We start from the raw sequence: 21,262 nt of genomic DNA on the forward strand, positions 1-21,262 counted from the left end.
ATGAAGGGGCTTATTAAAGGTATGGGCGTTACGCTCAAAGCCTTTGGCACAAAGAAAGTAACTTACAAGTATCCTGAACAGCCGCTTAAGCTTCCGGATCGTTTCCGTGGCGTTCAGTATTTAGATGTAGATAAGTGCATCGTCTGTAACATGTGCGCCAAAATTTGTCCGACGGATTGTATTACGATCCAAGGCAAGCCAAATCCAGATCCCGAGAAGAAGGGTAAGGTACTGGAAACATTCGATCTTAATTTTGAAATCTGCATTCTATGCGATTTATGTACAGAGGTATGTCCGACTGAAGCTATCGTGATGACGAATAATTTTGAGCTTAGCTCGTATTCACGCGACGATCTGTTCAAGAACATGCTGTGGCTTAACGACAATAACGAGAACGTGCGTAAAGAGAATACGCCAATCGTTGTGAAAGGAGACGACAGCAAGGATGCTTAGTGGACTTAGTGAATTTTTCTCAAGCGGTGCTAACTGGGTATTTCTATTGTTCGCAATGATGGCCATTGGCGGAGCGCTGTATATGATCTCGTTTACACGAGTTGTTCATATGCTGATGTCTGCTGCGTTAACCTTCATTTCGCTGGCGGGAATCTATTTCTTGCTAGAGGCGGAGTTTGTGGCTGTCGCGCAAATTCTCATTTATGCAGGGGCCATTTCGATTCTGATGATTTTCGGCATTATGATGACGAATCACAGAAGTGGGGACGAAGGTCTAACGCCGCCGCTTCATACTGGATTGGCATTCATTGTGGTATTAGCGTTCTTCGGCATTTTATTCTTTGCGATTCAGAACACACTCTTCCAAGCAGCGCCTCCGTTTGATCCAGGTAACGATAATACGCTTGAACTGGGTAAATTGTTCTTTAGCAAATATGTCATTCCATTCGAACTGATGTCTGTGCTCCTGACAGTTGCCTTTATTGGGGCAGTCATCATTGCGAAGAGGGAGGAGGGTGAAGCATGAGCGGATCAATTACTCCTTACTTAATGCTTGCTGCCATTCTGTTCTGTATCGGTCTATTTGGTGCTTTGACCAAAAAGAACGGTGTCGTCGTGCTGCTCTCAGTTGAGCTTATGCTGAATGCAGTGAATTTGAATCTTGTTGCATTTTCCAAATTCGGCGCGATCCCATCACTTACGGGTCAAATCTTCACCTTATTCAACATTTCAATTGCGGCTGTTGAGGTAGCGATCGGTATTGCGATTCTTATCTTGCTGTATCGCAATAAGGGAACTGCTGATGTCACAGAAATCGATTCAATGAAACGATAGGAGGAAATAAAGCATGGTATCTGATTACTCGCAGTACGCTTGGCTAGTTCCGCTCTTTCCTCTCTTCGCATTTTTCATCTTGATCGCTATGGGTCGTCAGTGGAAAGCGGTAGGAAGCCTTGTTGGCATCATCGCGATGCTCGCCTCTTTTGTGATGTCCTTACTTATTTTCCTTGGACGCATGGGTGATCATGTTGCAGATTATGCATGGAAAGATTGGACTTGGATTACGGCAGGTGGCTTTAACCTAACGATGGGCTTTGAGGTAACGAACCTGAATGCCTTGATGTTAGTCATTGTTACCTTCGTCGCTTTATTAGTGAATATTTACTCACGTGGCTATATGCATGGTGATGAGCGCATGAATGTGTTCTTTGCCTACATCGCGCTATTCTCATTCTCGATGCTTGGACTTGTGATTTCTTCTAACTTAATTGAGCTTTATATTTTCTGGGAGCTTGTTGGGGTGTGCTCATTCCTGCTCATCGGTTTCTGGTTCCATAAGCCTGAAGCTCGTGCAGCAGCGAAGAAGGCATTTATCGTAACGCGCATTGGCGACGTTGGTCTTCTGATCGGTATACTGCTTCTGTTCTGGTACATGCCGAATCATTCCCTCGATTTCAGCGACATACATAATGCGTTTGCAGGCGGTGCTGTTGGTGAATTTACTGTAGGATTAACCGCAGCAATTGCAATCTTGATCTTCGTAGGTGCGATGGGTAAATCAGGTCAATTCCCACTTCATACGTGGCTGCCTGATGCGATGGAAGGTCCAACACCAATTTCTGCCCTTATTCACGCGGCAACAATGGTTGCAGCAGGGGTCTATTTGGTAGCGAGAACGTATGATATTTTCCTTGCTTCACCTGATGCCTTGATGGTCGTTGCGATTGTCGGCGGATTTACAGCGATTTTCGCAGCAACGATTGGTGTAGCACAGAACGATATTAAGCGAGTGCTTGCATACTCTACCGTCAGTCAGCTTGGTTATATGATGATGGCGCTTGGTATTGGTGTATCCTATGCCTCTGGTATGTTTCACCTATTTACGCATGCATTCTTCAAAGCGCTTCTGTTCCTGGCGGCAGGCAGCATTATTCATGCAACAGGCACACAAGACATTCGGCAAATGGGCGGCTTGTCCGGCAAAATGAAAGTTACTATGACAACCTTTGCGATTGGTGCTTTAGCACTTGCGGGGATTGTACCTTTTGCAGGCTTCTGGTCCAAAGATGTTATTCTGGCTGAAGCTTGGGATCATAATCAAATCCTATTCTGGGTTGGTTTGGTCGCAGCCTTCTTCACAGCGTTCTATATGGCGAGATTGTTCTTCCTCGTATTCGTCGGTAAGAAACGTTCCGATTACGAAGCGCATGAGTCACCAGTATCTATGACATTCCCGCTAGTTGTTCTTGCGATTCTTGCAGTGGGTGCAGGCTTTATCATGACACCGTTTAATTCTTGGTTCGGTACTTGGATTACAGGGCATGAACATGTTGAGGTTGCGAATTATACCGTTATGATTCTATCGACGTTAGCAGGCGTCCTTGGTATTGGACTTGGCTATGTAAAGTATGGCAGAGGCGCAGTTCAATTCCCATCGGATGCGAATGCGAACTGGCTCTATACGCTTGTACATCGTAAATATTATATCGATGAAATCTATGACTATATCATCGTGAAGCCAATCAGCTACATCGGCTGGCTGCTGAAGCTATTTGATCACTATGTTGTAGATGGACTTGTACGTCTAGTTGCTGCATCTGTTAACGGTCTTGGTCGGTTGAGCTCCAGACTGCAGAATGGTCAATTGCAGCGCTATGGACTTATTATGGTATTCGGGATTGTCATCATCACCTTGGCAATCGTAGGAAGGAGGTTCTTCGAGTGATGCTGGATAACTTTCCAATTTTAAGTCTGATTGCTTTTTCTCCTCTCCTCGGAGTACTGATTCTGCTCTTTATACCTAAACATTTGGGTCATTTGCATAAAACAGTAGCGATCGTAATCACACTTATATCACTTGTGCTTGCAGGAGTCCTATTCGTTAATTTCCATACGGATGGAAGCGGCATGCAATTCAACGAAAGCTATGATTGGATTAGCTTCGCACTTAATCATGAATTGATCGGTCAAGTAACATCCTTATCTTTTGAAATGAAATATAGTTTAGGTGTAGATGGCTTATCCGTCGCAATGGTCTTCTTGACTGCTCTTGTAGCAGCTATGGCAGCTATGGCATCGGTATTTATCAAAAAACGTTGGAAGCTGTATTTCATTCTGTTCCTTCTTCTTGAGGTTGGGATGTTCGGTGTATTCATGGCACAGGATCTGTTCCTGTTCTTCATTTTCTTTGAACTTACGCTCGTTCCAATGTTCTTCTTAATTGGAATTTGGGGTTATATGAACAGAGAAAAAGCTGCGAACCGCTTCTTGATCTATAATGGACTTGGTTCCGCAATTATGTTCATCGCGTTCTTGATTCTTGTAAGTACAGCAGGCTTCACGCAAATCCAGTCGGCTGGGGAATGGAAAATTTTCTACAGCGGCGATATTCAGAACATTATGTTCAATCTGTTCCAGAATCCGCAATCCTATGCGAATCTGGCAGATCCCAATAACGTGTTCTACTTAAGTACTGAGTTAAGATGGACGATTTTCATAATGTTAATCGTTGCATTTGGTATTAAGTTGCCGATCTTCCCGTTCCATACGTGGATGCTGAAGGTACATACAGAAGCTCCGCCAGCTACGGTTATGATTCACTCGGGTATTTTACTCAAAATGGGGGCTTACGGCTTAATCCGTTTCGGAATTCTGTTCTTCCCGGCAGAAGCTTATCAAATCGGTTGGGTATTTGCTTTACTCGGTGTCATTAATATCTTATATGGTGCAATTTTGGCACTCGTCCAAAAGGAATTTAAGCTCGTTCTTGCTTACTCTTCCATATCGCATATGGGAATCGTACTGCTTGGACTTGCCGCATTTAATGAAATTGGTATACAGGGTGCAATCTTCCAACTTGTATCCCACGGTCTGATCTCGGCGCTGATGTTCTTAATCGTTGGTTCGATCTACGAGCGAACAGGAACTACAGAGCTCTCAAGATTGGGTGGTTTAGCCAAGTCAATGCCTTTCATGTGCGGGATTCTGTTAATCTCAGGTCTTGCATCTCTTGGATTACCGGGCTTGTCTGGATTTATCTCAGAGTTCCTTGCATTCCTAGGCGCATTCGAAACGCACAAAGTATTCACGATCGTCGCATTACTTGGTGTTATTCTAACAGCGGTGTACATCTTGCGAGCTGTTCTGCAAATTACATTCGGAGCGATCTCCGAAGAGAATACCAGATTGCTAGACGCAAGATTAATCGAAGCTATTCCGATGATTACACTTGTCGCATTCATCGTATTACTTGGTATTTATCCAAGCGTGCTTAATGGGGTATTGGAACAAACTGTAGGCGACTTCGGATATTTCATTACTAACGTCGCTGACAAGATAGGAGGTTAAGCTGCGATGGAAGCTATGCGCTTACAAGTATCAGATTTAGTACATCTACTTCCGGAGTTAACACTAGTCATTGCGGCTGTGGTGCTGTCCGTCCTTGATTTACTGCTCCCTAATCGGGTGAATCGTAAATTTATCGGTTGGCTAACTCTCGTAAGCTTAATCATATCTGGTGTGTTCGTTGTTCTTCAGTTGAATCCAGCAGAATCGATTGAACTATTGGCGAATTCATATCGAGTTGATGATTTTGCTTCATTAATGAAGCTTGTGTTCATTGTTGGAACAGGATTTGTCGTTTATATGAGCTTCTCCTATGTGAAGAAAGATGAGATTTACCATGTGGGTGAATACTATTACTTCATGCTGCCTGCAACATTAGGCGCGTTCGTAATGGCATCCTCTGCAGATCTCATTACATTATACGTAGGCTTGGAGCTGCTAAGCATTACGTCCTATATCATGGTTGCTTTACGCAAGAAGAGTCAACGCTCGAATGAAGCCGCATTTAAGTACTTGGTTATGGGTGCTATTGCCTCGGCTATTATCTTATATGGCATGTCCTTCCTATATGGAATTTCAGGTTCAACGAATCTGGTTGATATTCGGGCAGCGATTGCATCTAACTTCCATAGTTACGAAATGATCGTTTATATCGCAAGCTTCCTGCTGATCGCAGGGTTAAGCTTTAAGATAGCGGCAGCTCCATTCCATGCATGGGCGCCAGATGTGTATGAAGGTGCACCAACGCCGGTCACTTCATTCTTGGCGGTTGTTTCCAAAGCGGCAGCTTTCGCAATGATATTCCGTATGATCTATGTGTTATTCGCAGTTGGTACGTATCAAGAAGTAGCGGATGCCGTTATGCTAGCTCTCTCCGTAATAGCAGCAGCAGCGATGATTATCGGTAACGTTACGGCATTGCGCCAGCATAGCTTTAAACGATTGCTTGCTTATTCTGGAGTTGCGAATGCGGGGTATCTGCTAGTTCCGATTACCGCACATTTTTCAACTGCACATTTTAGTAATTTCTCTGAGTTCCTCTATTACTTAATTGCCTACTTGTTCATGAACATCGGCGCGTTTGCCGTGTTGATGATTCTTGAACGATCGACAGGCAGTGATCAGATAAGCGGATTTGCAGGCTTGTATCATCGAGCGCCTTACACAGCAGGAGCTATGACGCTGATTGTCTTATCGTTAGCAGGCTTCCCAATTACAGGTGGTTTCTTCGGTAAGCTGTACATTCTGCTAGGAGCAATGGAGACGCAGCATTACTGGTTAGCAGCTATTATGTTAGCCACAACCGTAATCGCCTACTATTATTACTTTGGCATCATTCGTCAAATGTTCATGCGTTCAGGTGATGAGAGCGAGACGATTAAAGTTCCTCTTACACTTGGCGTTACGGCGTGGATCTGTGCGATTATTGGAGTAGGGCTCGGATTCTTCCCACATGTTATTCTGAATGCACTAGAAAAAATATTTAGTTTAACCAAAGATCTCCTACTTCTATCATAACTTTGCTATAATATAGGCACCCCCTCATAGAGGGCGGTGCTTTTATTATTATTATAGAATTTATAACATTTGTGTCATAAATTCTAAGTAATACCTTGAGAAACGCATCCGTCCTAAAAGACGGTGAAACCGTTTCATCTTGTTTGCAAAGGATATAGAAGCAATGAGTAGAGTTTCGAGATGGCTTATAAGCACACTTATTCCTATTTTCATATTCTCGCTAATATTGTTCCCAAGTCATGCTAGTGCAGCCACTTATGGGCCTTCGAGCGATCCGCTTCGCGGTAAGCAGGCGTATTTGGATCGCATTCGTATCGATGCCGCATGGGCTTCGACACCTACAGGTGGCAAACCTATCATTGTAGCCATCGTAGATACGGGAGTTGACCTAGAACATCCCGATTTAGTAGACAATCTAATCCCAGGGATTAATTTAATAGATAACAATCAGCCACCGCAAGATGATTATGGACATGGAACGAATGTCGCGGGTATCTTGGGTGCAACCACAGGTAATGATATTGGAATCGCAGGTATCGCTCGCAATGTTCGTATGATGCCGATCAAGGCGTTAGCAAGTGATGGTTACGGCGGCGAAAAAGAGCTCGGAGAGGGCATTAAATATGCAGTCGATCATGGCGCTCAGATCGTGTTATTGTCGCTTGGATTAAATAAGCAGTCGACCTATATGGAAGAGATTGTGAAATATGCAGAGAGCAAGAATGTATTGCTAGTAGCGGCGGTCGGAAATGAAGGGAACTCCATTAAGTACCCGGCAGGATTCCAGACTGTACTTGCTGTCGGCGGCATTGGCTTGGATAATGAAATCGAATCAAGGTCCAATCATGGACCAGAGTTAGATATCGTTGCACCATGGACCGTGTATACAACTGCACTTGGCGGCAGATATGAATACAAAGAAGGCAGCTCGATGGCAGCTCCGCAAGTAGCGGGAGTTGCAGCACTAATCTGGAGCAAGTATCCCGAATTGAAGGCTCATCAAATTAGAAGCTTGCTTACGCAGACAGCGGAAGATGTGAATAAACCTGGCTGGGATCCGTACACAGGCTATGGTCTCCTGCGTGCAGATCGTGCGCTTACTCAATCGATCAAAGAAGATCCATTTGAACCAAATGATGTTATTGAGCAAGCGCAGCCTTTATCTGTGGACACAAGTATATCCGCTTCATTCAGTTCAAACAAAGATCAAGATTGGTTTGCGCTGGATTGCGACTACCCAGGTACTCTGTCTATAAGACTAACTTGGGATGGCACCAATAAACCAACTCTACGTCATGTCAAATTAGATAAAACTTACCAGGATTATTCCTTTTCGGACAGTGGGAAGTCGGTTGAACTAACTGTAAATAAAGGCCGAAATTATATTAAGCTGCAAGCACCTGATCTTAAGAAAGGTTCACAGCTAGCCTATAAACTTACAACCAAATTTCATATCTATGAAGATCCTTTTGAAGTTAACGATCGTCAATACCAAGCTTTCGTGCTCCCAACTCGTAGCCAGCAAATCGTAGGTACGTTCCACGATGTGAAGGATCAAGATTGGTTTAAGCTGAATATCAAAAATTCAGGAAAGCTGCGTGTCCGTGTAGTTGTCGATACCAATCGTATAGATCCCGTGCTCCTTCTGCAGAAGCAGAATGAGAAAGCCTTGATTATTGATAAAAAAGGCGACGGAGCAACGGAAATTTCTCCAGAGCTGCAAGTCACACCGGGTGAATTCTATATTCGAGTTTCCAATATTAAAGATTACTCCGAACCCGTAGTCGGTGAGTATACGCTATTCATTGAGTACGAGGAACAAATCATTGATCCATATGAACCAAATGATAAGAAATACCAAGCTACCTTAATGACGCAAGGTGAGTCTTATCAAGGCGTAATGGAAACGAAAAAGGATATCGATTGGTTCCAATTTGAAGTTACCGAGAGTGGGACGGTTCAGATCGATATAACCGATATCGGTCCGAAGGGTAAACTTGAAGTGAAATTGTATAACCTTGCTAACCGCGAAATCGGAAGCTATGAGCAATGGTCGCAAGGGGATCGGATCCAGATCAAGCAGAAGCTGAAGGAAGGCACATACTTTATTAAGCTGGAGTCAGCTGACTGGAAAGAGCGACAGCCATACAAGTTGATCGTTAATTAAGGATCAAGAAATGAGGGGACAATGCTATGAATAACATGGATTCCATGATGGATACAGGCTTATCCTACTTACCGATACTCAAATTAGTCGTGTATTTAATTTTTATCGGATTATCTTGGTGGGGGCTTCAGGAATTCAGATTTGATGTGTTCATGCGAAGACCGAAGAGCCTACAATCCAAAGTGCTGCAAGTCCTACTATCCATTGCGCTTGGGTATATGGTAGGCAACTTTTTCTTGGATTATATTATTAATTCCATCCATTTCGGATTTTCTTGAGTATTATAGGATTTATACCATTCGTGTCATAAATTCTAAGTAATACCTTGAGAAACGTACCTGCCTTTAAGGACGGGGAAATCGTTTCTTCTTGTAAATATGTCGAATAAGTTGTCAAGATAAAGTAAATACTGGAAAATATCGCGATAAAAGTACAATAATAAGTCGTAATTCCAGACGTTTCCCTATTTTACGACGTTTTCAATTGTCGACCCCTGTTTATTAAAATGAAAGTATGTTACACTAAGAATAAAAATTTTTGCGCGGAGGGACCAAGATGAGCAAAATTATCATCCGCGGTGGTCGAAAAGTAACAGGGCAAGTGAAGGTGAATGGCGCCAAGAATGCCGTTCTACCGATAATCGCTGCCTCTTTGTTAGCTGCGGAAGGAGAAAGCGTCATTCAGGATGCGCCTCCATTACATGATGTTTTTACGATCATTCAAGTACTGAATAAATTGGGCGTTGCGATTGAATACAACACAGAAACAATCAAAGTAAACGCATCACATATAGCAACCTGCGAGGCTTCGTATGATTTGATTCGTAAAATGCGAGCTTCTTTTCTTGTGATGGGACCCTTGTTAGCAAGAATGGGCAGAGCCCATATTTCTTTACCAGGCGGTTGTGCAATTGGAACTAGACCGATTGATCAGCATCTTAAGGGCTTTGAAGCTATGGGAGCTGTAATCGAGCTAGGACATGGTTGTATTGAAGCTAGAGTAGATGGCAAGCTGCAAGGTGCGAAGATTTATTTGGACGTCGCGAGTGTTGGAGCAACAGAAAATATCATGATGGCAGCATCGCTTGCTGAGGGAACGACAATTATTGAAAATGCGGCAATGGAGCCAGAGATCGTCGATCTTGCGAATTATTTGAATGCTATGGGTGCTAATGTTCGTGGCGCTGGTACAGGCATTATTCGCATTGAGGGTGTAGACAAGCTCCATGGCGTTAAACATACAGTAATTCCTGACCGAATTGAAGCGGGTACTTATATGATTGCAGCCGCTGTTACAGGCGGAGATCTCTATATTGAGGGTGCTATCGGGGACCATCTGCGCCCTGTTATCTCCAAACTGCAAGAGGTTGGAGTAACTGTACTTGAGGATGAGAATGGCATTCGCGTTAGAACGAATGGACCTTTGCGTGCGGTAGATGTCAAAACATTGCCTTACCCAGGCTTCCCAACAGATATGCAATCCCAGATGATGGCATTGCAGCTTGTTGCAGATGGTACGAGCTTAGTTACAGAGACTGTTTTTGAAAACCGCTACATGCATGTTGAAGAATTTAAGAAAATGGGCGGACGAATTAAAGTTGATGGACGCACAGCTGTCGTTAGTGGTGGATCACCACTGATTGGCGCTAAAGTTTGCGCAACTGATTTGCGAGCAGGTGCTGCATTAATCTTGGCAGGACTCGTCGCAGAAGGCGAAACCGAAATATCCGAGATTTATCATATTGATCGCGGATATGTTAATATCGCTGAACGCTTGCGTGAACTAGGTGCAGACGTTCGACGTGTGGAAGAAGCAACAGCATCTCCAGACGAAGCAGCAATTGAAGAAACGTTGGATTCCGTTGCATCAAGAGTGAATGATATCGGAATACTTACAGCACAGCCTACTTGGGCATAAATAAAGTCGATATAAACGTGGTAATTGGTTAATCCAGTTGCCACGTTTTTTTGTGTTCAACTTTGTGTAAAAATCGTATTTTTGGTGCAGGCTGATTAAAGAGAATAGAGGATAAGAGGTTCTATTCTATTAAAAAACCTCATAGGTTATTAGTATCAAAGACTACAGATTCTTGTAAATGAATTGACTAGAATGGAGCGTCTAGCTATGCCTACAACGAAACTTCGGAGAGTTGGACATCATCGCAAGCGATATCGTCAAGCGGAGTGGTCAAAAGTAAATTTTATTCTATGGATACTCATTGCTGCAGTGACATTATTCATTGTAACCATTGTGCTGCCGGGAATGATCGTGAATCGAATCGAACAGCCCGTGTCTATACATACAGGTGTAAATGCTCCAGTTAACCCTTCGGTAGAGAATCCAAATGAAACAACAAGCGTAATGAAACAAGGATTAATGGTTCCTGTCTATCTATCGAAATTAGATAAAATCGAAACAGTGCCCTTAGAAGACTACGTTCGAGGTGTCATTGCAGCCGAAATGCCTGCCGAGTTCGAGCTAGAGGCACTTAAGGCACAAGCCTTGGCAGCACGGACCTATATTTATAGACGACTGCTCGATAAAGATACTAGCAATGTGCCTGTAGAAGGAGCGTTAGTGACAGATACGACGGCGCATCAAGTATATTTAACAAAAGAAGCTTTAGCTAAGAAATGGACGGGAGACGACTATACGAAATATTGGGCTAAAATAACGCAGGCTGTTGAGGATACTCGCAATCTCATCCTCACGTATCAAGGTAAGCCGATAAACGCTACATTTTTTTCAACAAGTAATGGGAAGACCGAGAATGCAGAAGAGATATGGCCATTTGCTGTTCCCTATCTTCGCAGCGTTCCGAGTCCGTGGGATAAACAAGCACCGAAATATCAAGATACAATTTCACTATCCCTTGAAGATGTAGTCCATAAGCTAGGGGTCAAATCGATATCAACGGCGAAGAACGGCATCAGAGTGCTGGAGCGTACGAGTGGGGGAAGTATTAAGGAAATCGAAATCGGCGGATCCACTTTTACGGGAACTGAAGTCAGAGAAAAGTTAGGACTGCGGTCTGCAAGTTTCGAATGGAAATGGAAGGGTACGGGGAAGAACACGAAGTTGGAGATTACAACTTATGGATACGGGCATGGTGTAGGCTTAAGTCAGTGGGGGGCGAATGTGATGGCAAAGGAAGGCAAGACGGCAGCCGAAATCGTGCGCTACTACTATCAAGGCATAGCCATTTCAGAAGCTTCGAACATAGTAAACTAACTATTTTTTTATGAATAAATAGAAAAAAGAGAAAGTTAACGTATAAAACTTTGCGACCTGTCAACAATGGTTACTGAGGTGATAACCATATGAGTGATCAAAAGCAAGGTTTTGACAACAAAAACAATGCTCCTAAATCAAAACAAGGGGCAGAAGAGTCGAGTTCGGCATGGAAGAGGCTGCTAGCCAAAAGATGGGTTTTTCCAGCAGTGTATGTATTAGCAGCGGCAATTATCGTAACCATTGTGTGGGGGGCCTATAATAATGCTACTAAGTCGGCAAATCCGACTAGCGGCAGCACAACACAGACAGACGTAGTCGGCGACACTCCAGAGAATGGGACTTTGACCGTCAATGGCAAAGTAGAAACAATGAAGTGGCCTGTTAAAGAGAAAGACGTTATGGAAGTAGTTTTGCCATACTATGATGTCAATGCTAGTATCGAAGATAGAGGACTAGCGACAATTCAATATGGTGACACCTTCATTCCGAGCCAAGGTCTTGGCATCGCTCGCAAAGACAAAGAAACTTTCGATGTCCTAGCAGCTCTAACAGGTAAAGTAACTAGGGTAGAAAAAGATCCGATTGTCGGCAATCTCGTAGAAGTTACGCATGCCAACGGACTTGTAACTGTCTACCAAAGCTTGCAGAACGTTGAAGTAACCAAAGACGCTGAAGTCAAGCAAGGCGATCTACTTGGTACAGCAGGACGCAATGACCTCGAGAAAGAACAAGGCGTGCACTTGCACTTCGAAATTCGTCAAACTGGTGGCTCCACGCTTAACCCAGAGCAGTATCTAGGTATCAATACGAAAGTAGATACTAACGATACAGCGAAGAAAGTAGAGCCAAGCAAGCAAGATGCAACGAAGCAAGATGCTAATAAGCAAGACACTACTAAGCAAGACACGAACAAAGATACCACTAAGTCTAATGACAAAGGCGTAAGTGGCGAGCAGAAGCCTGAAGATAACAACAAAGTTCAAACACCGGATGCAAACAAAGATAAAGCGCCAGGCACTGACAAGAGCAACCAGTAAACTGGCCGAGCAAAGCCAGTCCATATAGGAATCAAGCAGATCCGCATTTTGCGCGATCTGTTTTTTTGTGTAGTGGGATGGGCGGTGCTACTTGGCGTTCAGCGTAAGGTGGATGCACGGCTGGTTGGCTGTTACCCGCAGGCTGCGAACGGAAAAAAATTACCGAACAACGGAAACAAATTACCAAAAAAGCACCCCAAGTTGCCACATCGCGTCTGGTAGCACGGTCGCTGGGCGCTCGCTGTGTGCGAACGGAAACAAATTACCTAACATCGGAAACAAATTACCGAAAAAGCACCCTGAGTTGCCGCATCGCGTTCAGCAGCATGGTTGGGAGGTGCTCGCAGTGCGCGAACGGAAAAAAATTACCTAACATCGGAAACAAATTACCGAAAAAGCACCTTAAGTTGCCGCATCGCGCACAGCAGCATGGTTGGGAGGTGCTCGCAGACTGCGAACGAAAAAAATTACCTAACATCGGAAACAAATTGCCGAAAGAGCACCCTGAGTTGCCGCAAGGTGTTCAGCAGCACGGTTGGTGGGCGCTCGCAGTGTGCGAACGGAAAAATTCACCTAATATCGGAAACAAATTATCGAAAAAGCACCCCGAGTTGCCGCATCGCGTTCAGCAGCACGGTTGGGAGGTGCTCGCAGTGCGCAAACGGAAAAAAATTACCCGACATCGGAAACAAATTACCGAAAAAGCACCCGAAGTTGCCAGATCGTGTTCAGCAGCATGGTGGGGTGGCACCTCAAGTTGCCACATCGCGCCTGGAAGCACGGTTGGTAGGTGTAAGATAGCACAATTGGGTGGCACCTGCAAACTCTGCCCAGCAGTTTAACGCCCCGATCATTTCCGGATGCTCTTGTAACCCCTAAGCTGATAAGCGACTATTTTCTTATTAGGCTGTATTGGCACAAATAGGCCGCCCTCTGCAAAACGCACCATCCAGTTACGTGCAGTACGAAGGGATATATTGAAGTAGGTCATAATATCGTTGGTCCGCAATACACCGTCGTATCGCTGAGCTAGATCAGTAACTAGTTTCTGACGATAAGTCCATACTTCGGCTTCTTGTAAATCAACCTGCTTATTGCGATTAGCCCACCAGTATCCGATCGCTTGCGTGATTCGGCTTTGGCACAACATGGGGTGCTTGTCCACTAGATTAGGAGAGAAACGGAGGATGATCCAACCCTGCAGAACGAGATCATTCTGTCTCATCAAATGATCATCAAACTCTTTGAGAGATAGATCGCGTGCATGGGTGTGGAATCCATCAATCTCAATTAATAGTCGAATGCCATTTTTGATATAGACAAAATCTGCAAATCGCGTGCTATTCGCAAAGTCTTTGAGTAAATACTCAGGCTCTAAACCGCTAAAATCATAGTTAAATGCGGGTCCCCATACATTTTCCAAAAATGCAATTTCGGATTTGCCTATTCTATTACGATGCTGGCCGGCTTGACTAGCACGCAACTCGAACCTCTCAATGAACTCTGACACTTCAAATCTCACTTCCAACCCTCCCATTATAAAAAAACATAGACGCAAAAAAGCACACCAAGCTGCTAGGCAGCGGGGTGTGCTTCACTCCGATAAGCTCATCATAGTGCAATGTTGGCTTATTGGCAAGATGCCATCAATGATATGACGCTATAGGTTGCAATAGTGCAATGTTGGCTCATTGGAAAGATACCTTCATCGGATATTCAGCAAGATGTTATAGGCTCTAATCGCGCAATATACAAGGCAAGCAAGCCTATCTCAAATCAGATAAATCAATACGAGGAACACCCCATTTTCCATATTTTTGTACAGAATTAGCTTGTCAGGCTTGTATACAAAGAATATTAGCCCTTGCCCCTCATATAATGTACCAATCTAACTCGAGTAGGGAGGCGAGAGGAGTGCACGATTACATCAAGGAACGGACCATCAAGATCGGAACTTGCATTGTGGAAACGAAAAATACGGTTCGAACGATCGCGAAAGAATTCGGGGTCTCGAAAAGCACGGTGCACAAGGATTTGACGGAGCGGCTTCCAGAGATCAATCCGGATCTGGCCAACCAAGTAAAGCTGATATTGGAATACCACAAATCGATCCGACATTTAAGGGGAGGAGAAGCAACGAAAATCAAGTATCGTAAGACGAAGAATACCCGTAATACGGAACCGCTTGTCTCGGTTAAAGCTTAAGGAAGGCAAACTGTTTTCTCCTGCCCAAATGAATTTTGTCGATTTAGATAAAAAAAGAGGATTTAGTGTTTTTCCAGCGAATTTAGCTTATAATTAAAAGTGATGCGATTATGAATTTTGACTCTTTTTTGCGGACGATTTGTTAGGGAGGATAATTTTGGATGTTAAATAAAGATATTGGTATTGATCTTGGCACGGCGAACGTTCTGATTCATGTGAAAGGACGCGGAGTCGTTCTGGATGAACCTTCAGTGGTTGCACTTGAAAGCGAGACCAAACGTGTGCTCGCGGTTGGAGAAGATGCGCGTAAGATGGTTGGCAGAACTCCAGGCAACATCGTAGCCATAAGACCACTGAAGGATGGAGTTATTGCTGATTTTGATGTAACAGAAGCAATGCTCAAATACTTCATTCAGAAAGTTGGGGGCAAGTCATGGTTCTCATCGCCGAGAATTCTTATTTGTGCACCCACGAACATAACCTCTGTGGAACAGAAAGCGATTCGCGAAGCTGCTGAGCATTGCGGCGCGAAGGAAGTTTTCATGGAAGAAGAGCCGAAGGCAGCCGCAATTGGAGCCGGAATGGACATTTTCCAACCGAGCGGAAATATGGTAGTGGATATTGGCGGAGGAACGACGGATATCGCTGTTTTATCAATGGGCGACATCGTTACCTCCTCTTCTGTTAAAGTTGCAGGGGACAAGTTCGATGCGGCTATCGCAAAGTATGTGAAGAATAAATATAAGCTATTAATCGGTGAGCGGACAGCAGAAGATATCAAGGTCAATATCGGAACAGTTTATCCAAATGCAAGAAGCGCGGAAATGGATATTCGCGGTCGCGATATGGTGTCTGGACTGCCACTTACGATTAGTATTCATTCATCTGAGATTTATGAAGCTTTGTTTGACTCGATTTCAACAATCGTTGCAGCGGCAAAGTCTGTACTTGAGCGTACACCTCCAGAATTATCAGCGGATATTATTGATCGCGGTGTGATTCTGACAGGTGGCGGTGCATTATTGCATGGCTTGGATCAATTGCTGACGGACGAACTAAAAGTGCCTATTATTGTTGCAGATGACCCTATGTTCTGCGTTGTTAAAGGAACAGGAATCATGCTGGACAATTTAGATAAAGTATCCAAACGTAAGTTGATCTAATAGATCGGCTTGCTGCTTCCGATAAAGTAAGTAGTGTTCTAACTTAAGGAAGTTCGGGGTGGAATAGCATGCTAAGAGGTTTATATACGGCTGCAGCTGGAATGTTAACGCAGCAGCGCAGACATGATACGATAACGAATAATATTGCCAATATGAATACACCAGGCTTTAAACAAGCAACTACGGTGCAGCGCTCGTTTCCAGAAATGATGATTGCAGCGATGGGAACGGATCAACAGGGTCCTTCACCGTTCATCGGGAATATGTACAATGGTGTATTTGGCGAAGAGAGTGTATCTCTTCATGTTCAGGGTGATTTGCAAGAAACGTATAACCCGTATGATTTTGCTCTTGTATCGAATCTTGGTGTGAATGATGCTGCGGGCAATCCAATGATTTTTGATGCGACAGGTCAAAATATCGATGCAAATGGTACGCGTACGTTTCAGCCACAGCCATTTTTTGCTGTATTGAATGGACAAGGTGAGCAGCGTTACACATTGAATGGTAAATTCACAGCGAACGAGAATAGAGAACTTGTCACTTTAGATGGCAATCGCGTGTTAGGCAATGATGGACAACCTATCGTGCTAACAGATGCGAATGGTGAAGCGATTAGTGATTTTAGGGTAACAGCAAGCGGAGCTTTCGTTGATCACGAAGGCAATCCTATTGTGAACGCTAATGGTGATCCATTAAGCCTGCTTATTATGAAAGCGCAGGACCCGAATCGGATGCTGCTTGAAGGAAATGGACTATATACAATCAATCCAGAGGATCAAGCGACACTTGTTGCAATTGACCCAAATAATCCGCTCGATAATGTGGAAGTGCGCCAAGGATTCATCGAACGCTCGAACGTGGACAGTACGCAATCCATGATTGATCTGATGTCAGCGATGAGAAACTATGAAGCGAATCAGAAGATGATTCAGTACTATGATAAAAGTCTGGAAAAAGCCGTCAATGAGGTTGGTCGGGTCTAGGAGGTAGCATATGAATCGTTCAGTAGTAGCCGCATCCGTTTCAATGCAAGGTTTGCAGCAGAGACTTGATGTTCTATCCAATAATGTTGCGAACGTAGATACGGTTGGTTATAAGAAGAATCAAGTTTCATTTCAAGATGTCCTGACAAGTGTTCAGAATCAATCCAAGGATTTTAGTCTGCCAGGTCGTATGACGCCACTTGGCTATAACATGGGCTGGGGTGCTAGATTGACAGGAATGTCACTAGACATGACGCAAGGCTCGTTCAAGCAAACGGACAACCCACTTGATGTAGCAATCCAAGGTCAAGGCTTGATTGAGATTGGCATCAATACGATAGATGATGCAGGCAATGAGATTGTGAAGCCTGTATGGACAAGAAATGGTTCTTTTAATATTTCGATAGATAAAGACGGCAATGCTGTTCTCGCAACGAAGGATGGACATGCTGTACGGAACACAGATGATCAATCCATCTATGTACCGAACAATCATCGCCTTGTGATAAGCGAGACAGGCTATGTGACGGCTTATGATGATACAGATCCAGGAGCTGCCCCGGTTGACTTGGGACAAATTAAGCTTGTCCATGTTACACGTCCTCAGCTATTGACGGAATTAGGTGATGGCTTGTATGATGTGGCTGTACCGGCTGGTCAGGATCCTACTACATGGATTACAGATAATGTACTTCAAGATTCAGTGGCATTAGTGGATGATCATCCGAATAAGATTACATTGAAGCAAGGCTTTTTGGAGCAGTCTAATGTGAACATCGCGGATGAAATGACAGACTTAATTATGGTGCAGCGAGCATTCCAATTAAGTTCGAGAGCACTTTCTAATGCAGATACGATGATGGGACTAGCAAATAATCTACGTGGTTAATGGTGATATGATGAATAATGAGCACGTGCAAGGATATAGACCAATAGGTCCAGACAGGAAACCGCAGCCTAATCGACCTGCAGACCCGTCTGGCGCAGGACAACAGAAGAAGAAACCAACTAAATCCTCTAGACCCAAGTGGCTAAGGGTTACGCTTCGTATTCTCAGAATCTTGTTTGTCCCTGCTCTATTTATTGTTGCTATATTCGTGGGACTATGGGTGGGGTACTCGAAGCTGGGTAAGCAGCCAAGCAGCGAAATTTTCCATCTGGAGACGTGGAAGCACTTATTCGATCTCATTTTTGCAGAAAAATAAACTTGGTGCAGAGCATAAACTCCCTTCGGGGAGTTTTATTTTATGTTGCTGGACGTGATAGGCTTGAAATAATCAGGGAACTCTCTAGGAAATAAAGGTAAAAATGTTTATTCTCATTGTATAGATATGTATAATAGGTGACAGGCGGTTATCGATACACATGGTATTGATCGGGGGAGAGAGTTGTTGAATATACCAAACGCGTTAACATTGAGTAGGTTTATCCTTATTCCTGTATTTCTTCTATGTTTCTTTGGGGGATATGTGAAAACGTCATTTTTTATTTTGGCTTTAGCAGGATTAACCGATATCGCGGATGGTCATTATGCTAGAACACACAAACAAGTTACAGTTGTTGGATCCATGCTAGATCCGCTTGCTGATAAACTGATGATGATTGCAGTAATCGTGTCGTTGCTCATTTCGGGCATGATTCCATGGGCTGCGGCGGGAGCCATGTTCATTCGGGATGTAGGAATGATTGTAGGCTCAGCCTTTTTCCATTTTAGAGGTAAAAAGACCGTTCCAGCGAATGTCCTGGGCAAGCTAACAACCGTGCTTTATTACTTAGCGATATTGTTTATTATTTTTGAAGTTTCATTTGCAATTACATATTTGTGGTTTATTATTGCTTTTTCATTTATTACGTCATTTGTTTATGTATTTCAATTCAACACACTGAATAGAATTAAAGGAGAATGAACACTATGCTGAACATTACACAAATTCAAGAAATTATTCCGCATCGCCCACCATTTCTGCTAATCGATCGCATTTTGGAAGTAGAAGAAGGGGTACGAGCAGTCGGTATCAAAAATGTAACGATGAACGAGCCGTTCTTTGTCGGACATTTCCCAGGATATCCTGTAATGCCGGGTGTGCTGATCGTTGAGGCACTTGCGCAGGTGGGTACAGTTGCCATGCTAATGAAAGAAGAGAATCGTGGCAAACTTGGATTCTTCGCTGGCGTTGATAATTTCCGTTGGCGGGGCCAAGTTTTCCCTGGCGATACACTTCGCTTAGAAATGGAAATTACGCGCATGAAGGGAACGATCGGCAAAGGCAAAGCTGTTGCATCCGTAGATGGGAAGGTTGTTGCTGAAGGCGAGCTTATGTTCGCATTATCGGACAAACAGTAAATCTTGATATCATTTCATAATTGGATATGGAGAGGATGATTACCAACCATGACACGCGTACAAACTCTATATGAACTATGGCTAAATGATCCAGCAGTAGACGATGCAACGAAATCAGAATTACAGGCGATTGCAGGCTCACCCAAAGAAATCGAAGATCGCTTCTATAAAGATCTTGAATTCGGCACAGGTGGTTTGCGTGGGGTAATGGGTGCCGGCACGAATCGTCTAAATCAGTATACGATTGGCAAAGCAACACAGGGACTCGCTAATTATGTGTTAGAACAGGCGAGCCAAGCGAAATCGACAGATGTGCCATCTGTTGTGATCGCGCATGATTCCCGTCATAACGCCAAGGAGTTCTCCTTAGAGGCAGCACTTGTGCTTGCTGGCAATGGAATTAAGGCTTATTTGTTCGATGACCTTCGTCCAACACCTGAACTGTCTTTTGCAGTGCGTGATCTTCATGCGTCAGCAGGGATTGTTGTTACGGCGAGTCATAATCCACCTGAATATAATGGCTATAAAGTCTATGGTCCAGATGGCGGTCAGCTAACAACTGAGGGTGCAGGCGCCGTAACGGCTCAAATTCTATCGATCGATAGCTTTAAGGATGTTACCAAGCTGTCTCGCGAAGAGGCTGAGGCACAAGGATTGCTGGAGTGGATTGGCGAAGCGACAGATCGCAGATTTGTAAATGCGGTGCTGGCTGTTCGGCAGCGTCCAGAAGTGGCAAAGGCAATGGGCGAGAACTTCCGTGTTGTCTACACACCGCTTCATGGAGCCGGGAATCATTCTGTGCGCAATACGCTAGCTGCTGCGGGCTTTGAAGCTGTGAAGGTCGTAGCACAGCAAGAGCTTCCTGATCCCATGTTCTCAACCGTAGCATCTCCGAATCCAGAAGAACGCGCAGCGTTCACGCTCGCACTTGAAACAGCCAAAGCGTATGACGCTGATTTGATTATTGGAACAGATCCTGATTGTGATCGAATGGGTGCGATTGTTAAGGACAAGAAGGGCGATTATCAGATCTTGACTGGCAACCAATCAGGTGCGCTCATGATGAACTATATACTTGAAGCGATGAAAGAACGAGGCGAGCTGCCAACGAATGGCGCTGTCATTAAGACAATCGTAACGAGCGACTTGGGTCAAGCGATTGCAAGCTCATACGGTGCTCAAACCTTGAACACATTAACAGGCTTCAAATATATCGGTGAGCTGATGACGAAATTCGCTCAAACCGGGGAGAAGACCTTCCTTTTTGGTTACGAAGAAAGCTACGGCTATCTGGCAGGTATGCATGCGCGTGATAAAGACGCAGTTGTTGCATGTTTACTTATTAGTGAAGCAGCAGCTTATTATAAATCGCAGGGCAAGACGCTTGTAGATGTTCTGAACGAGCTGTATGAGCAGCATGGCTATTATTTGGAGAAACTTGAATCCCGCACAATGAAGGGGATTGAGGGTGTGGAACGCATTCGCTCCATTATGGAAGAATGGCGCCTAACGCCTCCAGCAGATATCGCAGGCATTGCGGTAAGCGAAGTAGAGGATTTTCAGCAAGGACTATATGGATTGCCGCATGAGAATGTCATCAAGTGCAAGCTTGTTGACGGATCATGGATTTGTTTAAGACCATCGGGTACAGAGCCGAAGATCAAGTTCTATTTTGCCGTAAAAGGTACAACGAGTACTGATGCTACAGAGCGTCTGAATGCAGTTGTTCAATCGGTAATGGAACGTGTAGATAAGTAAAACAGTTTCACACGGATCGAAAGTGGCCTCTCTTGGTGCGCGAAGCAGCTTGA

20 protein-coding genes are annotated in these 21,262 nt (G+C 44.1%); 19 read left to right on the forward strand and 1 reads right to left on the reverse strand.

Annotation, left to right across the window (positions count from 1 at the left end; all coding sequences use genetic code 11):
• From nuoI to E0485_RS12535, 11 genes are all read left to right on the forward strand, one after another.
• Complete coding sequence (gene nuoI / locus E0485_RS12485) at positions 1–453, forward strand: NADH-quinone oxidoreductase subunit NuoI (protein ID WP_132418388.1); 453 nt, start codon at positions 1–3, stop codon at positions 451–453.
• The gene (locus E0485_RS12490) at positions 446–979 is read left to right on the forward strand and encodes an NADH-quinone oxidoreductase subunit J (RefSeq protein WP_132418389.1); all 534 of its coding nucleotides are present in this window, start codon (positions 446–448) and stop codon (positions 977–979) included. The genes nuoI and E0485_RS12490 overlap by 8 nt, the downstream gene beginning before the upstream one ends.
• The gene (nuoK, locus tag E0485_RS12495) at positions 976–1,287 is read left to right on the forward strand and encodes an NADH-quinone oxidoreductase subunit NuoK (RefSeq protein ID WP_132418390.1); all 312 of its coding nucleotides are present in this window, start codon (positions 976–978) and stop codon (positions 1,285–1,287) included. The genes E0485_RS12490 and nuoK overlap by 4 nt, the downstream gene beginning before the upstream one ends.
• Before the next feature lie 13 nt (positions 1,288–1,300).
• Complete coding sequence (gene nuoL, locus E0485_RS12500; RefSeq protein ID WP_132418391.1) at positions 1,301–3,178, forward strand: NADH-quinone oxidoreductase subunit L; 1,878 nt, start codon at positions 1,301–1,303, stop codon at positions 3,176–3,178.
• Positions 3,178–4,800: a complex I subunit 4 family protein gene (locus E0485_RS12505; protein ID WP_132418468.1), complete on the forward strand. Its 1,623-nt coding sequence runs from the start codon at positions 3,178–3,180 to the stop codon at positions 4,798–4,800. The genes nuoL and E0485_RS12505 overlap by 1 nt, the downstream gene beginning before the upstream one ends.
• 6 nt (positions 4,801–4,806) lie before the next feature.
• Positions 4,807–6,315: an NADH-quinone oxidoreductase subunit N gene (locus E0485_RS12510; protein ID WP_132418392.1), complete on the forward strand. Its 1,509-nt coding sequence runs from the start codon at positions 4,807–4,809 to the stop codon at positions 6,313–6,315.
• A 163-nt stretch (positions 6,316–6,478) separates the two neighbouring features.
• Positions 6,479–8,482 carry a S8 family serine peptidase gene (locus E0485_RS12515; RefSeq protein WP_132418393.1) on the forward strand — a complete coding sequence of 668 codons (2,004 nt, stop codon included), beginning with the start codon at positions 6,479–6,481 and terminating at the stop codon, positions 8,480–8,482.
• A gap of 26 nt (positions 8,483–8,508) precedes the next feature.
• Positions 8,509–8,760 (forward strand): DUF1146 family protein, encoded by a 252-nt coding sequence (locus E0485_RS12520; protein ID WP_132418394.1) that lies wholly within the window; start codon positions 8,509–8,511, stop codon positions 8,758–8,760.
• 277 nt (positions 8,761–9,037) lie between these two features.
• Positions 9,038–10,399: a UDP-N-acetylglucosamine 1-carboxyvinyltransferase gene (gene murA, locus E0485_RS12525; protein ID WP_132418395.1), complete on the forward strand. Its 1,362-nt coding sequence runs from the start codon at positions 9,038–9,040 to the stop codon at positions 10,397–10,399.
• A 207-nt stretch (positions 10,400–10,606) separates the two neighbouring features.
• Positions 10,607–11,713 (forward strand): stage II sporulation protein D, encoded by a 1,107-nt coding sequence (spoIID, locus tag E0485_RS12530; RefSeq protein WP_132418396.1) that lies wholly within the window; start codon positions 10,607–10,609, stop codon positions 11,711–11,713.
• Positions 11,714–11,802: 89 nt separating this feature from the next.
• Positions 11,803–12,753 (forward strand): M23 family metallopeptidase, encoded by a 951-nt coding sequence (locus E0485_RS12535; protein WP_132418397.1) that lies wholly within the window; start codon positions 11,803–11,805, stop codon positions 12,751–12,753.
• An 850-nt stretch (positions 12,754–13,603) separates the two neighbouring features.
• Here E0485_RS12535 and E0485_RS12540 read toward each other — a convergent pair.
• The gene (locus E0485_RS12540; protein WP_132418398.1) at positions 13,604–14,275 is read right to left on the reverse strand and encodes a PDDEXK family nuclease; all 672 of its coding nucleotides are present in this window, start codon (positions 14,273–14,275) and stop codon (positions 13,604–13,606) included.
• A 392-nt stretch (positions 14,276–14,667) separates the two neighbouring features.
• On the opposite strand from E0485_RS12540, the gene spoIIID reads away from it, so the two are divergent.
• The 8 genes from spoIIID to E0485_RS12580 all read left to right on the forward strand — a co-directional run bounded on the left by spoIIID (position 14,668) and on the right by E0485_RS12580 (position 21,209).
• Positions 14,668–14,958, forward strand: a complete 291-nt coding sequence (gene spoIIID, locus E0485_RS12545) for a sporulation transcriptional regulator SpoIIID (protein ID WP_132418399.1) — start codon at positions 14,668–14,670, stop codon at positions 14,956–14,958.
• Positions 14,959–15,119: 161 nt separating this feature from the next.
• Entirely contained in the window at positions 15,120–16,121 is a 1,002-nt protein-coding gene (gene mreB, locus E0485_RS12550; protein ID WP_132418400.1) for a rod shape-determining protein, read from the forward strand.
• Positions 16,122–16,189: 68 nt separating this feature from the next.
• Positions 16,190–17,107 (forward strand): flagellar hook-basal body protein, encoded by a 918-nt coding sequence (locus E0485_RS12555; RefSeq protein ID WP_132418401.1) that lies wholly within the window; start codon positions 16,190–16,192, stop codon positions 17,105–17,107.
• A gap of 10 nt (positions 17,108–17,117) precedes the next feature.
• The gene (locus E0485_RS12560) at positions 17,118–17,996 is read left to right on the forward strand and encodes a flagellar hook-basal body protein (RefSeq protein ID WP_132418402.1); all 879 of its coding nucleotides are present in this window, start codon (positions 17,118–17,120) and stop codon (positions 17,994–17,996) included.
• A gap of 7 nt (positions 17,997–18,003) precedes the next feature.
• A complete protein-coding gene (locus E0485_RS12565) occupies positions 18,004–18,312 on the forward strand; it encodes a DNA-directed RNA polymerase subunit beta (RefSeq protein WP_235857554.1) in 309 nt (102 codons plus the stop codon).
• 186 nt (positions 18,313–18,498) lie between these two features.
• Complete coding sequence (locus tag E0485_RS12570) at positions 18,499–19,014, forward strand: CDP-alcohol phosphatidyltransferase family protein (protein WP_132418403.1); 516 nt, start codon at positions 18,499–18,501, stop codon at positions 19,012–19,014.
• A 5-nt stretch (positions 19,015–19,019) separates the two neighbouring features.
• Positions 19,020–19,451 carry a 3-hydroxyacyl-ACP dehydratase FabZ gene (gene fabZ / locus E0485_RS12575; protein WP_132418404.1) on the forward strand — a complete coding sequence of 144 codons (432 nt, stop codon included), beginning with the start codon at positions 19,020–19,022 and terminating at the stop codon, positions 19,449–19,451.
• 48 nt (positions 19,452–19,499) lie between these two features.
• Positions 19,500–21,209: a phospho-sugar mutase gene (locus E0485_RS12580; RefSeq protein WP_132418405.1), complete on the forward strand. Its 1,710-nt coding sequence runs from the start codon at positions 19,500–19,502 to the stop codon at positions 21,207–21,209.
• The last annotated feature ends 53 nt before the right edge of the window (positions 21,210–21,262 follow it).

This window comes from Paenibacillus albiflavus, from assembly GCF_004344915.1.
In the GTDB taxonomy this organism is placed as follows: Bacteria; Bacillota; Bacilli; order Paenibacillales; family NBRC-103111; genus Paenibacillus_AM; species Paenibacillus_AM albiflavus.